This is a genomic window from Microbacterium sp. MPR-TSA4 (genome assembly GCF_058792815.1).
Window position 1 is genome coordinate 43548 of the sequence record NZ_JBXAFF010000002.1, and the last position, 14281, is coordinate 57828.

The 14281-nt window shown below is 70.7% G+C and carries 10 protein-coding genes and 1 pseudogene; 5 read left to right on the plus strand and 6 right to left on the minus strand.

The features are described from left to right. Window positions 1-3: 3 nt before the first annotated feature. On the minus strand, window positions 4-2466 hold the full coding sequence (locus tag AC1Q49_RS01465) for an Rne/Rng family ribonuclease (protein WP_492490726.1): 2463 nt from the start codon (window positions 2464-2466) through the stop codon (window positions 4-6). 306 nt (window positions 2467-2772) lie between these two features. Between AC1Q49_RS01465 and AC1Q49_RS01470 the strand changes: the two genes are divergently transcribed. After that, window positions 2773-3387: a vitamin K epoxide reductase family protein gene (locus AC1Q49_RS01470; RefSeq protein ID WP_060958552.1), complete on the plus strand. Its 615-nt coding sequence runs from the start codon at window positions 2773-2775 to the stop codon at window positions 3385-3387. A 40-nt stretch (window positions 3388-3427) separates the two neighbouring features. Here AC1Q49_RS01470 and ndk read toward each other — a convergent pair whose 3' ends face one another. Genes ndk through ileS form a run of 4 tightly spaced genes read right to left on the minus strand, consistent with a single transcriptional unit; the run spans window position 3428 to window position 9012 of the window. After that, entirely contained in the window at window positions 3428-3841 is a 414-nt protein-coding gene (gene ndk, locus AC1Q49_RS01475) for a nucleoside-diphosphate kinase (RefSeq protein WP_005053482.1), read from the minus strand. 1 nt (window position 3842) lies between these two features. Continuing rightward, the gene (locus tag AC1Q49_RS01480; protein ID WP_060958551.1) at window positions 3843-4253 is read right to left on the minus strand and encodes a DUF4233 domain-containing protein; all 411 of its coding nucleotides are present in this window, start codon (window positions 4251-4253) and stop codon (window positions 3843-3845) included. Next, complete coding sequence (locus AC1Q49_RS01485) at window positions 4241-5593, minus strand: bifunctional folylpolyglutamate synthase/dihydrofolate synthase (protein WP_101306284.1); 1353 nt, start codon at window positions 5591-5593, stop codon at window positions 4241-4243. Before AC1Q49_RS01485 ends, AC1Q49_RS01480 begins: the two co-directional genes overlap by 13 nt. Further along, a complete protein-coding gene (ileS, locus tag AC1Q49_RS01490) occupies window positions 5590-9012 on the minus strand; it encodes an isoleucine--tRNA ligase (protein WP_492490728.1) in 3423 nt (1140 codons plus the stop codon). The genes AC1Q49_RS01485 and ileS overlap by 4 nt, the downstream gene beginning before the upstream one ends. 242 nt (window positions 9013-9254) lie before the next feature. On the opposite strand from ileS, the gene AC1Q49_RS01495 reads away from it, so the two are divergent. The 3 genes and pseudogenes from AC1Q49_RS01495 to AC1Q49_RS01505 all read left to right on the plus strand — a co-directional run bounded on the left by AC1Q49_RS01495 (window position 9255) and on the right by AC1Q49_RS01505 (window position 10487). After that, entirely contained in the window at window positions 9255-9914 is a 660-nt protein-coding gene (locus tag AC1Q49_RS01495) for a pentapeptide repeat-containing protein (protein WP_060958548.1), read from the plus strand. 32 nt (window positions 9915-9946) lie between these two features. Next, window positions 9947-10240 (plus strand): annotated as a pseudogene (locus AC1Q49_RS01500) (GNAT family N-acetyltransferase); the annotation flags it as partial. A 79-nt stretch (window positions 10241-10319) separates the two neighbouring features. Beyond that, window positions 10320-10487, plus strand: a complete 168-nt coding sequence (locus tag AC1Q49_RS01505; RefSeq protein ID WP_492490729.1) for a hypothetical protein — start codon at window positions 10320-10322, stop codon at window positions 10485-10487. 116 nt (window positions 10488-10603) lie between these two features. On the opposite strand, the gene AC1Q49_RS01510 is transcribed toward AC1Q49_RS01505, so the two are convergent. Further along, a complete protein-coding gene (locus tag AC1Q49_RS01510) occupies window positions 10604-11431 on the minus strand; it encodes an endonuclease domain-containing protein (protein ID WP_492490730.1) in 828 nt (275 codons plus the stop codon). A gap of 272 nt (window positions 11432-11703) precedes the next feature. Here AC1Q49_RS01510 and valS point away from each other — a divergent pair, with 272 nt between their 5' ends. Then, window positions 11704-14280: a valine--tRNA ligase gene (gene valS / locus AC1Q49_RS01515; protein WP_492490731.1), complete on the plus strand. Its 2577-nt coding sequence runs from the start codon at window positions 11704-11706 to the stop codon at window positions 14278-14280. Window position 14281 lies beyond the last annotated feature (1 nt).

Consider the following 14281-nt stretch of genomic DNA (forward strand, 5'->3'; position numbering starts at 1 on the left):
GGCTCACTCGCCCGACGCGGCCTCCGTGGACTCCCCCGCGGGCGTCGCCGCCACCGGCGTGCCGGTGAGTGCAGCCGTGGTCACGCGGCGTCGGCCGCGTCCCTGTCCCGGCGCCTTCGGCTCGGGAAGGGCGCTGAGGACCGAGTCGAGGAGGATGTCCTTCTCGGTCTTCTTCTCGGCCGTCGCGCGCGTGGAAGGCTCGCGCTTCTTGCGCGGGCGCTTGGGGCGCTCGGCGGCGGCGTCGTTCTCCGGGTCGGGCAGCGTGATCACGGGCGTCGCGTCGGCCTGCGCCGCGGCATCCTCGGCCGTCGTGTGGATCGTGGAGGCGGCGATCTGCGCGAGCGCGGACTTCGCGCTCTCCGTGATCACGTGCGTGCCTCCGTTGGCGCTGGCGCCGCTGCCGCCGGCGGGCGCGCTCTGACGCGAGCGGCGACCGCCGTTGGAGGACGGAGCCTGCGAGCCGCGGTGCTTGACCACCGGGTCGTGGTGCACGATCACGCCACGGCCGGCGCAGACCTCGCAGGGCTCGCTGAAGGTCTCGAGCAGACCCAGCCCCAGCTTCTTGCGGGTCATCTGCACGAGGCCGAGCGAGGTGACCTCGGCGACCTGGTGCTTGGTCCGGTCGCGGCTGAGGCACTCCACGAGGCGGCGGAGCACGAGATCGCGGTTGGACTCGAGCACCATGTCGATGAAGTCCACGACGATGATGCCGCCGATGTCGCGCAGCCGGAGCTGTCGGACGATCTCCTCGGCCGCTTCGAGGTTGTTCTTGGTGACGGTCTCTTCGAGGTTGCCGCCGGAGCCGACGAACTTGCCGGTGTTGACGTCGACGACCGTCATCGCCTCGGTGCGGTCGATGACGAGCGAACCGCCCGACGGCAGCCACACCTTGCGGTCGAGAGCCTTCTCGATCTGCTCGGTCACGCGGAACCGGTCGAAGGGATCCTGGTCGTCCTCGTACTTCTCGACGCGCTCCAGCAGGTCGGGCGCGACACCCGCGAGGTAGGCCGTGATGGTCTGGTAGGCGTCCTCGCCCTGGATGAGCATCTTCGAGAAGTCCTCGTTGAAGACGTCGCGGACGATCTTCACCAGCAGGTCCGGCTCGGAGTGCAGCAGGGCGGGGGCGCCGATCGTCTCGACCTGCGTGGAGATGTGCTCCCACTGCGCGGTGAGGCGCTGGACGTCGCGGGTCAGCTGCTCCTCGGTGGCGCCCTCGGCCGCCGTCCGCACGATGACGCCGCTCGACTCCGGAAGGACCTCCTTCAGGATGCGCTTGAGGCGGGCCCGCTCCGTGTCGGGGAGCTTGCGGGAGATGCCGTTCATCGCGCCGCCCGGGACGTACACGAGGTAGCGGCCGGGAAGGGAGATCTGGCTCGTCAGGCGGGCGCCCTTGTGGCCCACCGGGTCCTTCGTGACCTGCACGAGCACACGGTCGCCGCTCTTGAGGGCGAGCTCGATGCGTCGCGGCTGGTTGCCGGTCTCGACGGCGTCCCAGTCCACCTCGCCCGAGTACAGCACGGCGTTGCGGCCGCGGCCGATGTCGACGAAGGCCGCCTCCATGCTCGGGAGCACGTTCTGCACGCGACCGAGGTAGACGTTGCCGATGAGCGACGACTCCTGGCTGCGGGCGACGTAGTGCTCGACGAGCACGTTGTCCTCCAGGACGGCGATCTGGATGCGACCGTTCTTGGAGCGGACGATCATGTCGCGGTCGACGGCTTCGCGCCGGGCGAGGAACTCCGCCTCCGTGACGACGGTGCGACGGCGGCCGGCCTCGCGGCCGTCGCGACGGCGCTGCTTCTTCGCCTCCAGGCGCGTCGAGCCCTTGATGCGCTGGGGCTCGGTGATGAGCTCGACGGCGCGGCGGCGCGGCTGGTTCTGCTCGCGGGGCGCGTCGTCGGCGTCGGATGCCGAGCCGCCTCCCCCGCGGCGACGGTTGCGCCGGCGTGCGCTGGAGCCGCTGTCGGGCCCCTGCTCCTCGCGCTCGTCGCGGCTCTCGGGCCGCGCACCCGGGCGCGGCGGGAGCGGCGCGATGGCGGGCGCGTAGAAGACGAGCTGGGTGGAGACCGCCGAGACGAAGTCGGCGGGCAGCAGCCCCAAGCTGACCGCGGTGAGAGGCTCGTCCTTGGCGGGCTCCTCGGCCGCGGCGGCATCGGTCTCCGCCGAGGGCGTGTCGGACGCGGGGGTCTCGGGCGCCTCGGCCTCTGCCGACGCCGCGTCGGCCTCCGCAGGAGCGGCCTCTGCGGGAGCCGCGTCCGCAGGAGCAGGCTCGGGTGCGGTGTCTGCAGCGGACGTCTCGGGCTCGGCGGACGTCTCGGGCTCCGCGGACGTCTCGACGGCCGGTTCGGTCGCCGCGGGGGCCACCTCGACGTCGGCCGGCTCGTGGGCGGTCGCAGCGGTGGATTCGGGGGCGTTCAGCGCCCCGTCCGCGGCGATGGTGGACTGATCGTTGTTGTCATCGGCCATCTCTGGCTTACTCCTCGCCGCCGGCTCCGCGTGCCGTCGGGTGAACTCTGGCGGCCTCACCCGGATGCCGGGGAACCGCGTACTCACTCGGTCTGCAGCCTCACCCGCTCGTCGGCGGGGCTCGTGCTGCCAAGGGCGTTCATCGCCCGAAGTCTTCGGTGATGCCGGTTGCGGCGCGGCCGCGATGCATCGGCCCCCATTATCGCATCTTCTCGTGAGGATTGAGCAGAGGCGCCGCCGAGCATCGCGCGTTCCGTCGGAGTGGACCCAGCGAACCTCATGCACATGGATGCGATAATCGCCGTCATGGCCTCACGCACGATCGACAGTCGCCCGAGAATCCTCGCGATCTGGCTGGTGATCGCCGGAGCGATCGGATGGATCGCCGCCTTCGCCCTGACGCTCGAGAAGTTCGACAAGGTCGCGGACTCGACGGTCGCGGCATCCTGCGACTTCAGCATCGTGGTGCAGTGCAGCGCGAACCTGAACTCGCCGCAGGGCAGCGCGTTCGGGTTCCCGAACCCGATCATCGGGCTGACGGGATGGATGGCGCCCATCGTCGTGGGGATGGCGATCCTCGCGGGCGCCCGCTTCGCCCGATGGTTCTGGTGGACCTTCTTCGCGGGAATCACCTTCGCGTTCGGATTCGTCATCTGGCTCATCAGCCAGAGCATCTACATCCTGGGCACGCTCTGCCCGTGGTGCATGGTCACATGGCTCGTGACGATCCCGACGTTCTACGCGGTCGCCGTCCATCTCCTGCGATCGGGAGTGGTCTCCGACAACGCCCGTGTCCGCGCCGTCGGCACGGCGCTGAGCGCGTGGGTGCCGCTGATGGCGTTCGTCACCTACGCCGTCGTGCTGCTGTTGGCGCAGCTGCGCCTCGACGCGATCCCTCAGCTGATCGACGTCATCTTCTGATCGACGCCGAAAGCGGTGGCCGGCAGCGCCGGCCCCCGGCTCAGAACCAGATCGCGAGCTCGCGTGCGGCGGACTCGGGGCTGTCGCTGCCGTGCACGAGGTTCTGCTGAACCTTCAGGCCCCAGTCGCGTCCGAAGTCACCGCGGATGGTGCCCGGGGCGGCCGTCGTGGGATCGGTCGTGCCCGCCAGCGAACGGAAGCCCTCGATCACGCGGTTGCCGGCGAGGCGGATGGCGACCGACGGCCCGGACAGCATGAACTCGAGCAGGGGCTCGTAGAAGGGCTTGCCGGCGTGCTCCGCGTAGTGCTGCTCGAGCACGTCGCGGTCGGGCTCGACGAGTTTGATGTCGACGAGGGCGTAGCCCTTCGCCTCGATGCGGGCGAGGATCGCGCCGGTGAGACCGCGTGCGACGCCGTCCGGCTTGACGAGGACGAGGGTTTCTTCGGTGGGCATGTCATTCTCCGTTCGGGGCGTGCGGGGAGGAAGCGTGCGCGCGCGAGGCGTTGCGGCGATCGAGCGCTCTGCCCTTGATCGTCGCATACGCGTACATCCCACCGAAAATGACGCCGACGATCACGAGGGCCGGCACGATGAACCCGCCCAGCACGATGAGCGCCTGCCAGAGCCAGCCGAGCGCGATACCCCACCGGAAGCGGACGACGCCGGTCGTCGCGATCATGAGCACCGCCAGCACGGAACCCGCGACGATCCCCCACCACGAGGCGATGCCGGCAGGAAGGGCGTTCAAGCCGTAGACGGCGAGGCCGCCGAGGAAGACGATGATCGACTCGAACCCGAGCACCACCTGCGCGAGCGACTCCTCGGCGCCCCGAGCGCGGCGCACGCGCCCGCTCACGCGCGCCATCCGCTCTTCCAGTCCTCATCCGCAGCGAGCTGCAGGGCCTCACCGGCGAGCACGACGCTGCCGGCGATGACCACGGCACGCCGCTCCGAACCCGATGCCCACTCGCGTGCCGCCTCGGCCGCGTCCGCCAGGGCGGGGTGGACCGTGACGGGGATGCCGACGGCCTCGACCAGATCGGCCAGCGCCTCCGGGTCGGCGGCGCGCTCGGAATCCGGCGCGGTGACGAAGACATGCGCGGCCGCGGGGGCGAGCGTCGACACGATTCCGGCCGTGTCCTTGTCGCCGAAGGCGCCGAACACAATCCCCCACTCGTCGAAGTCGAACGAGTCGCCCAGCGCCGCGACCAGCGCGCGGGCGCCGTGCGGGTTGTGCGCGCTGTCGACGAGCACCGTGGGAGCGACCCCGATCAGCTGCAGGCGACCGGGCGAGGTCACCTGCGCGAGTCCGTCGGTGAGCACGTCGGGGGCGATCGGCTGTACGCCGGCGCCGATGAGCGACTCGACCGCGGCGATCGCCAGCGCGGCGTTGTGTCCCTGGTGGGCGCCGTACAGCGGCAGGTAGAGGTCGTCGTAGGCGGCGGCGAGGCCGCGGACGGCGAGCTGCTGGCCGCCGACCGCCAGGCGCTGACTCGTCAGCCCGAACGCCGACCCCTCCACCGCGAGCGAGGCGTCGCGCGCGGCGGCGGCGTCGGTGAGGACGGCCAGTGCCGAGGCCTCCTGCTGCGCGGACACCACGGCGGCGCCGGGCTTGATGATGCCCGCCTTGACCGTCGCGATCTCGGCGATGGTGTGGCCGAGCTTGTCGGCGTGATCGAGGTCGATCGGGGCGATCACCGCGACGTCGCCGTCCGCCGTGTTAGTGGAGTCCCACGTGCCGCCCATGCCGACTTCGACGACCGCGACGTCGACCGGGGCGTCGGCGAACGCGACGAAGGCCAGCACCGTGAGCAGCTCGAAGAAGGTGAGGGCGGCGTCGCCGGATGCCGCGAGCTCCGCATCCACGAGATCGACGATGGGAGCGATCTCGTCCCACGCGTCGGCGATGAGTCCGTCGTCGATGGGCTCGCCGTCGATCATGATGCGCTCCGTGAAGCGCTCCAGGTGCGGGCTCGTGAACAGGCCGGTCCGCAGGCCGTGCGCGCGGACGATGGACTCGATGATCCGGCTCGTGGAGGTCTTGCCGTTGGTGCCCGTCACGTGGACGACGCGGTAGGTGCGCTGCGGGTCGTCGAGCAGCTCGAGGACCCGACGCGTGCGTTCGACGCGCGGCTGCACCCACTGCTCGCCCTGTCGGGTGAGCAGTGCGCGGTAGACGGCGTCGGCGCGGTTGCGGTCGCTCACGAGTCTGCTCCGATCCGGGTGACGGCCACTGTGAAGGCGCCGGTGTTGGCATAGGTGCCCGCGGCGATCAGCGCGGTGTGGTCGGCGTCGATCGTCTCGGCCGCGGCGAGCACCGACCCCTCGCCGAGCAGCGCCGTGCCGTCGGGATCGACCACGGCGTAGTCGAGGGCGAGCGTCTCCCCCGCGACATCCGCCGCCCCGAACGCCGACGCCACCGCGTCGGCATCCTCGCGCGCCTCGAACAGCAGCTGCAGGCGGATGCGGTCGCTCACGTCGAACCCGGCCGCCTTGCGGGTGTCCTGCACGGCGCGGATCGTGTCGCGGGCGAGCCCTTCGGCCTCCAGCTCGGGCGTGGTCGTCGTATCCAGCAGCACGAACCCGCCCTGGCGGTCGGCCGCGCCCGGAAGCACGGCGAGCGCCTCCCCCTCGGGACGCCCCGCCGTCTCGAGCACCAGGTCGTACTCGCCCCGCTCGAGGGCGATGCCGCCGACCGTCACGACACCGTCGTGCTCGCTCCACTCGCCGGCGCGCGCGGCGCCGATGACCTGCTGCACCTGCTTGCCGAGGCGGGGGCCGGCGGCACGCGCGTTCACCGAGAGGCGGTGCGTGATGCCGAACTCCGCGGCGGTACCGGCCTCCAGCTCCACCAGTTCCACGGCCTTGACGTTCAGCTCCTCGCGGACGATGTCCTCGAACTGCGCCAGGGCGCGCGCGTCGGGCACGACGACCGTGAGACGCGGGAGCGGCAGGCGCACGCGCTTGCCCTCCTTCTTCCGGAGCGCGTTCGCGACGCTGGACACCTCGCGCACGGCGTCCATCGCCGTGCGGATGTCGGCGGCGGCGGGGAAGGCGTCGGGGTCGGGCCAGTCCTCCAGGTGCACGCTGCGGCCCCCGGTGAGCCCCTGCCAGACGCGCTCGGAGACGAGCGGGATCAGCGGTGCGGCGACGCGCGTGAGCGTCTCGAGCACCGTGTACAGGGTGTCGAAGGCCTCGGTCGACGTCTCGTCGTCGGTCACCCCGACCCAGAACCGGTCGCGCGAGCGACGCACGTACCAGTTGGTGAGCGCCTCCGCGAAGTCGCGGAGCTTCGCCGCGGCCGTCGTCGAGTCGAGCTGTTCGAGGTCGGCGGCGACACCGCGCACGAGGTCGCCGGTGAGGGCGAGGATGTAGCGGTCCAGCACGTTCGTCGAGTCGGTGCGCCAGCGCGCCTCGTATCCGTCGGCGGTCGCGGCGTTCGCATAGGTCGCGAAGAAGTACCACGTGTTCCACAGCGGCAGCAGGAACTCGCGGACGCCCGCGCGGATGCCCTCCTCCGTGACGATCAGGTTGCCGCCGCGCAGCACCGACGAGGCCATGAGGAACCAGCGCATCGCGTCGGAGCCGTCGCGATCGAACACCTCGCTGACGTCGGGGTAGTTGCGCAGCGACTTGCTCATCTTCTGGCCGTCGCTGCCGAGCACGATGCCGTGGCAGGCGACGCCCGTGAAGGCGGGCCGGTCGAACAGCGCGCCGGAGAGCACGTGCATGACGTAGAACCAGCCGCGCGTCTGACCGATGTACTCCACGATGAAGTCGGCCGGCGCGTGCTCGTCGAACCACTCGCGGTTCTCGAACGGATAGTGCACCTGCGCGTAGGGCATCGAGCCCGAGTCGAACCACACGTCGAACACGTCCTCGATGCGGCGCATCGTGCTCTGTCCGGTCGGGTCGTCGGGGTTGGGCCGGGTCAGCTCATCGATGTACGGACGGTGCAGGTCGACGTCGCCCTGCGCATTGCGCGGAAGGCGTCCGAAGTCCTGCTCCAGCTCGGCCAGAGACCCGTAGACGTCGACCCGCGGGTACTCCGGGTCATCGCTGCGCCAGACCGGGATCGGCGAGCCCCAGAAGCGGTTGCGGCTGATGGACCAGTCGCGCGCCCCCTCGAGCCACTTGCCGAACTGGCCGTGCTTGACGTTCTCCGGTGCCCAGGTGATCTGCTCGTTGAGCTCGATGAGCCGGTCCTTGATCGCGGTCACGCGCACGAACCAGCTGGAGACGGCCTTGTAGATCAGAGGGTTCCGGCACCGCCAGCAGTGCGGGTAGGAGTGCTCGTAGGAAGCCTCGCGCAGCAGTCGTCCCTCCGCGCGCAGCAGCCGGATCAGCGGACGGTTCGCGTCCATCCAGAGCTCGCCGGCCACGTCCGCGACCTGGGGCAGGAAGCGTCCGCCGTCGTCCAGGCTCATGATGAGCGGGATGCCGGCGGCCTCGGTGATCCGCTGGTCGTCCTCGCCGTAGGCGGGCGCCTGGTGCACGATGCCCGTGCCGTCGGTGGTGCTCACATAGTCGTCGACGAGGATGCGCCAGGCCGTGCCGGTCCCCCACACCTCGGCATCCGCGTAGTAGTCGAACAGGCGGTCGTAGTGCACGTCCGCGAGCTCCGCGCCCCGGATCGTCCGCTCCACCGCTTCGGCCGCATCGGCGGCGTTCTCGTAGCCGAGGTCCTTCGCGTAGCCGCCGAGGAGGTCGGAGGCGAGCAGGTAGCGGTGCGCCGTGGCGCCTTCGTCGTCGCCGGATGCCGGGACGTCGGCGGCGCCCTGCGGCCCGCCGGGGACCACGACGTACTCGATCTCGGGCCCGACGGCCAGAGCGAGGTTGGTCGGGAGGGTCCAGGGGGTGGTCGTCCACGCGAGGGCGCGGACGCCGGTGAGCCCGAGGCTCTCCGCCTTCACCCCGACGAGCGGGAAGGTGACGGTGACCGACGGGTCCTGACGCATCTTGTAGACGTCGTCGTCCATCCGCAGCTCGTGGTTGGACAGCGGTGTCTCGTCGCGCCAGCAGTAGGGCAGCACGCGGTGGCCCTCGTAGGCGAGCCCCTTGTCCCACAGACCCTTGAAGGCCCACAGCACCGACTCCATGTAGCCCGTGTCGAGCGTCTTGTAGCCGCGCTCGAAGTCGACCCAGCGCGCCTGGCGGGTGACGTAGTCCTCCCACTGCTGCGTGTACTCGAGCACCGACTCGCGTGCCTTCGCGTTGAAAGCGGCGATCCCCATCTGCTCGATCTCGCTCTTCTCGGTGATGCCGAGCTGCTTCATGGCCTCGAGCTCGGCGGGAAGGCCGTGCGTGTCCCACCCGAAGACGCGGTCGACCTTCTTGCCGCGCATCGTCTGGAAGCGCGGGAAGAGGTCCTTGGCGTACCCGGTGAGCAGGTGCCCGTAGTGCGGAAGGCCGTTGGCGAAGGGCGGGCCGTCGTAGAAGACCCACTCCTCGGCGCCTTCACGGCGGGCGATCGACGCCCGGAACGTGTCGTCGCGCGACCAGAAGTCGAGGATGTCGCGCTCGATCTCGGGGAATCGCGGGCTCGGCGACACCTCGGCGGCGGGCCCGAAGGCGCTCGCGCCGTCGGCGGTGGGGGCGCTCGTCGAAGGGCGGGGGTAGGTCATGTCACTCCAGCAGGGGCTCGTGCATCGTGTGAATCGTGCAGTCTTCCTGCGAGGACGATCGTGCGACCGCGGTACCACCCCGCTTGCCGGCGCGCGAGGCGGCGGCCACTCGTACTGCGGCTGTGACGGGCCTGCCCCGCGCGGTTCTAGCGGCCCCGTGAGGGACTTTCTTCCGCGAGCTCCCCGGTGATGGCCGGATCGTTGCTGATCAGCCCATCATACCGTCCGCGTAGGCTCGAGGCATGGCCGCGCGCTCCCGCACCCCTCTCGCCCCTCGCACGGGAGCCCCCGACCTGCCGGCGGTGCTCGAGGAGGTCTCCGCCGTCCACGCCCGCGACGACCTGCTCGGCGTCGCGCTGGTCGGCCTCGGCGGCGACGTGGATGCCGCGCACGCCCGCATCGGCGAGTCGCGTCTGGCCGGGGCGACGGTGGGTCATCTCGATCTCACCGGCACGACGCTCGTCGATGTGGCCGTCGACGACCTGCGGGCCGTCGAAGTCATCGCCCGCGACGGCACCTGGCGCAACGTCGAGATCTCCGGCGGCCGCATCGCGACGCTCGACGGACTCCGTGCGCGCTGGGACAGCGTGGTGCTGCGCGGTGTGCACGTCGATTACCTGTCGCTTCCCTCGGCGGAGGTGACGGACGTGCTCTTCGTCGACTGCCGGTTCGGGACGATCGACCTCCCCGAGGGCCGGCTGACGCGCGTCGCGTTCCAGGGATGCCGGGCCGACGAGGTCGACACCCGCGGTCTCCGCGCGGCGGATCTCGACCTGCGCGGCCTCGAGGCGTTGTCGTTCACAGATGCGCGCTCCCTGACGGGTGCCTGGCTCGAACCCCGACAGGCGGAACTGCACGCGGCGACGTTCGCCCAGGCCCTCGGCATCCGGATCGCGACGTGATCCTCGCGATCTCGCGCCTGGAGCTCCGCGAGATGACGGTCGACGATCTGCCGGCCCTTCGCCGGATTCTCCAGGATCGGCAGGCCATGCGCGCGTACGAGGGCGCGTTCTCCGAGGAGGAGACGAGGCAGTGGCTCGATCGCCAGGTGCAGCGCTACCACGACGACGGTCACGGCCTGTGGGCCGTCGTCCACCGCGATTCCGGCGAGATGATCGGCCAGTGCGGCATCACGCGTCAGCGCATCGACCTGGACGAGGTCGTGGAGGTCGGTTACCTCTTCGAACGGGCGCACTGGCACCGCGGGTATGCCGTCGAGGCGGCCTCGGCATGCCGCGACTGGGCCTTCGCCACCCTGCCGATCGTCGAGCTGTACGCGAAGGTGCGGGGCGACGAACGTGGCCTCCATGAACGTCGCGATCCGGTTGGGCATGACGGTCCGGCGCACCTTCACGACGCACTACCGGGGCGTCGACATGCCGCACCTCGCCTTCGCCGTCGATCGCGCGAGCTGGAGGCGCGGCGCGGTCGCGCCGTCACGCGCCGACCGATCGCGAGGAGATGTCGAGAGCTGAGGACGGGATGCCGGTGGGTGCTCCTCAGCATCCGCCATCTCCTCGGCATCCGGCGGCTCCTCGGCATCCGGCGAGGGACCGGCGTCCGGCGAGGAACCGGCGTCCGGGTGGTGCGCTCAGCGGGCGATGTGCAGCCCTTGCGCGACCGCCCTCATGACCAGCGCCTGCACCTCGTGCCAGCGGTGGACGACCTGGCCGTAGCCGACACGGATGACGTGATAGCCGAGCAGCATGAGCTCGGCGTCGTGGGCGATGTCGCTCGTGCGCTGCGCGCCGACGTGCGTTCCGCCGTCGATCTGGAACACCAGCCGTGCGCCGATGAGGAAATCCACGCGGTGGCCGGCGATCCACACCTGCGGAACGATCGGCACGCCCAGCCAGCTCAGGCGAGCGATGAAGAGGGTCTCGAGTCCCGATCCCGAGTACGGGCTCGCCCGATCGAGCAGTTCCCGGGCGGCGCCGCGAAAGGGCAGGCGGCGGAGCTCGTCGAGCGTCACGAACTTGTGGTCGAGTGCCGATTCCCACACGATCAGCGCCTCCTCGAACGGGAGGCACTGCGCGACGAGAGCCAGGACGTTCTCGATCTCGTCGACGAGGGCGTCGGGATGTCGGGGCACGATCGGCTGCGCCCAGTGCACGTGTGCGCGGGGCGCGCGGACCGCGCCCGATCGCGGCGACGCCGCCACGTGCGGCTGGGCGGTGCGTTCGAGCAGCCACAGGCCGAGTCGTTCCGCCTGGGTCACGCACGAGATCACCACCCCGGCGCGGGCCGCCGCCGTGAGATGTGGGTCCGCGTCGGGGAGCGCGACCCAGCCCTTGCGCGGACGCGACAGTCGTCGGGTCTCGACGGCCGCGCGCAGCTGCCGCTCGCTCCAGCCGCGTTCGCGCAGCCGCCGCACGCGCACGATGCCGCCCGCACCGCGCACGTCGTCTTCGATCCCCATGCGACCACCGTGCCGCGGTGCGGCGCCTCAGGTGGCGCCGTCGACGGCTCCGTGGACGATCGGTGCGGCCCCCCGGGGCTGTGGAGGGGCCGGCGGCGCGGCCGGACACCGCCCGATCCCGAGGAGATGTCGAGAACCGAGGACGGGATGCCGGTGCAAGCTCCTCGGCATCCGCCAGCTCCTCGGCATCCGCACCCGGCCGGTAGACTGGGCGGACATCCACACTCAGGCACGCTCACACAGTGCCGCACATATCGCTCGAGGAGACCTCCATGTCGAACGCGCAGATTCCCGACAAGCCCGCCCTGGAAGGCCTCGAGCAGAAGTGGGATGCCGCGTGGAGCGCGGCCGGCACCTACCTGTTCGACCGCGACGCCGCCAAGGCCAAGGGCCGTGCCGGAGTCTTCTCGATCGACACGCCGCCGCCGACCGCATCCGGATCGCTGCACATCGGCCACGTGTTCAGCTACACGCACACCGACGTGAAGGTGCGCTTCGAGCGCATGCGCGGCAAGACCGTCTTCTACCCGATGGGCTGGGACGACAACGGTCTGCCGACCGAGCGCCGCGTGCAGAACTTCTACGGCGTCCGCTGCGACACGTCGCTGCCCTATGACCCCGACTTCACTCCCCCGTTCCGCGGCGACGCGAAGAGCCTCAAGCCCGCCGACCAGGTGCCCATCAGTCGCCGCAACTTCATCGAGCTCTGCGAAGAGCTGACCCTGGAGGACGAGAAGGCGTTCGAGGACGTCTTCCGCCAGCTCGGACTGTCGGTGGACTGGACGCAGACCTACCGCACGATCTCCGACGACACGATCCGCACGAGCCAGCTCGCGTTCCTGCGCAACCTCGAGCGCGGAGAGGCCTACCAGGCGCTCGCGCCGACGCTGTGGGACATCGACTTCCGCTCGGCGATCGCGCAGGCTGAGCTGGAGGATCGCGAGCAGCAGGCCTCCTACCACCGCCTCGCCTTCCACAAGGGCGACGGCTCGGGCGACATCCACATCGAGACCACCCGCCCCGAGCTCCTCGCCGCGTGCGTCGCGCTCGTCGCGAACCCCGCGGACGAGCGCTACCAGCCGTACTTCGGCACGACGGTGCGCACGCCCGTCTTCGACGTCGAGGTCCCGGTGCTCGCCCACCCCCTCGCGCAGCAGGACAAGGGCTCGGGCATCGCGATGGTCTGCACCTTCGGCGACGTCACCGACATCATCTGGTGGCGTGAACTCGACCTGCCCAACCGCACGATCCTCGGCCAGGACGGCCGCATCCTCGCCGAGGCGCCCGACGCGCTCGTGACGGATGCCGCCAAGAGCGCGTACGCCGAGATCGCCGGCCTCACGGTCTTCAGCGCGAAGAAGAAGATGGTCGAGCTCCTCGAGGCGTCGGGCGAGCTGCTCGGGGTCTCGACCCCGTTCAGCCACCCGGTGAAGTTCTACGAGAAGGGCGACCGCGCCCTCGAGATCGTCTCGACGCGCCAGTGGTACCTGCGAAACGGCGCCCGCGACGAGGCGTTCCGCGACAAGCTCATCGCGCTCGGCCAGGGCATGAACTGGCATCCCGACTTCATGCGCGTGCGCTACGAGAACTGGACCAACGGCCTCACCGGAGACTGGCTCATCAGCCGTCAGCGTTTCTTCGGCGTGCCGATCCCGGTCTGGTACCCGCTGGACGAGAACGGCGACCGCGTCGAGGGCGGCGTGATCACGGCCGCGGCCGCGAGCCTGCCGGTGGATCCGACGACCGACGTGCCGCCCGGGTTCACGGAGGACCAGCGCGGCGTCCCCGGCGGGTTCGAGGGCGAGAAGGACATCTTCGACACGTGGGCCACGTCGTCGCTCACGCCGCAGCTCGCGGGCGGGTGGCAGCGTGACGACGAGCTGTGGAACCTCGTCGCGCCGTTCGACCTGCGCCCGCAGGGCCAGGACATCATCCGCACGTGGCTGTTCTCCACGATGGTGCGCTCCGCGCTCGAGGACGACAGGGCTCCGTGGACGGATGCCGCCATCAGCGGCTTCATCGTCGATCCCGACCGCAAGAAGATGTCGAAGTCGAAGGGCAACGTCGTCACGCCCGCCGACATCCTCGATCAGCACGGCACCGACGCGGTGCGCTACTGGGCGGCTTCGAGCCGGCTGGGCGCCGACGCCGCCTTCGACCCCCAGAACCCGACGCAGGTCAAGATCGGCCGTCGGCTCGCGATCAAGGTCCTGAACGCGGCGAAGTTCGTGCTGTCGTTCCCCGTGCCCGCGGGCGCCGAGGTGACGCACGCCCTGGATGCCGCGATGCTCGCGACCCTCGACCAGGTCGTGCGCGACGCGACGAAGGCGTTCGAGGCCTACGACCACGCCCGCGCGCTGGAGATCACCGAGGCCTTCTTCTGGACCTTCTGCGACGACTACCTCGAGCTCGTGAAGGAGCGCGCCTACAACCAGACCGATGTGGGCCAGGCCTCGGCCGCGCTCGCACTGCGGCTGGCCCTCTCGACGCTGCTGCGCCTGCTCGCGCCGGTGCTCGCGTTCGCCGCGGAGGAGGCGTGGTCGTGGTTCGAGGACGGTTCGGTGCACACCGCGCCCTGGCCCGAGCCGGCGGGCATCGACGGCGACCCCGCGATCCTCGTCGCCGCGAGCGCCGCGCTCATCGGCATCCGCCGTGCGAAGACGGAGGCCAAGGCGTCGCAGAAGACGCCGGTCGCGCGCCTCGTCCTGCGCGGGGATGACGCGACGATCGCCGCACTGCGCCTCGCCGAGGGCGATCTCAAGGCCGTCGGTCGGATCTCCGACCTGCAGCTGGTCGGCGGCGGCGAGGCCCTCGTCGTGGATGCCGTCGAGCTCGCGCCGGAGGCCTGAG

What these genes read in the sequence shown, in the direction of transcription:
- AC1Q49_RS01465 (WP_492490726.1), bottom strand. Translation starts at nt 2,466, where the DNA reads ATGGCCGATGACAACAACGATCAGTCCACCATCGCCGCGGACGGGGCG.
- AC1Q49_RS01470 (WP_060958552.1), top strand. Translation starts at nt 2,773, where the DNA reads ATGGCCTCACGCACGATCGACAGTCGCCCGAGAATCCTCGCGATCTGG.
- ndk (WP_005053482.1), bottom strand. Translation starts at nt 3,841, where the DNA reads ATGCCCACCGAAGAAACCCTCGTCCTCGTCAAGCCGGACGGCGTCGCA.
- AC1Q49_RS01480 (WP_060958551.1), bottom strand. Translation starts at nt 4,253, where the DNA reads ATGGCGCGCGTGAGCGGGCGCGTGCGCCGCGCTCGGGGCGCCGAGGAG.
- ileS (WP_492490728.1), bottom strand. Translation starts at nt 9,012, where the DNA reads ATGACCTACCCCCGCCCTTCGACGAGCGCCCCCACCGCCGACGGCGCG.
- AC1Q49_RS01495 (WP_060958548.1), top strand. Translation starts at nt 9,255, where the DNA reads ATGGCCGCGCGCTCCCGCACCCCTCTCGCCCCTCGCACGGGAGCCCCC.
- AC1Q49_RS01505 (WP_492490729.1), top strand. Translation starts at nt 10,320, where the DNA reads ATGAACGTCGCGATCCGGTTGGGCATGACGGTCCGGCGCACCTTCACG.
- AC1Q49_RS01510 (WP_492490730.1), bottom strand. Translation starts at nt 11,431, where the DNA reads ATGGGGATCGAAGACGACGTGCGCGGTGCGGGCGGCATCGTGCGCGTG.
- valS (WP_492490731.1), top strand. Translation starts at nt 11,704, where the DNA reads ATGTCGAACGCGCAGATTCCCGACAAGCCCGCCCTGGAAGGCCTCGAG.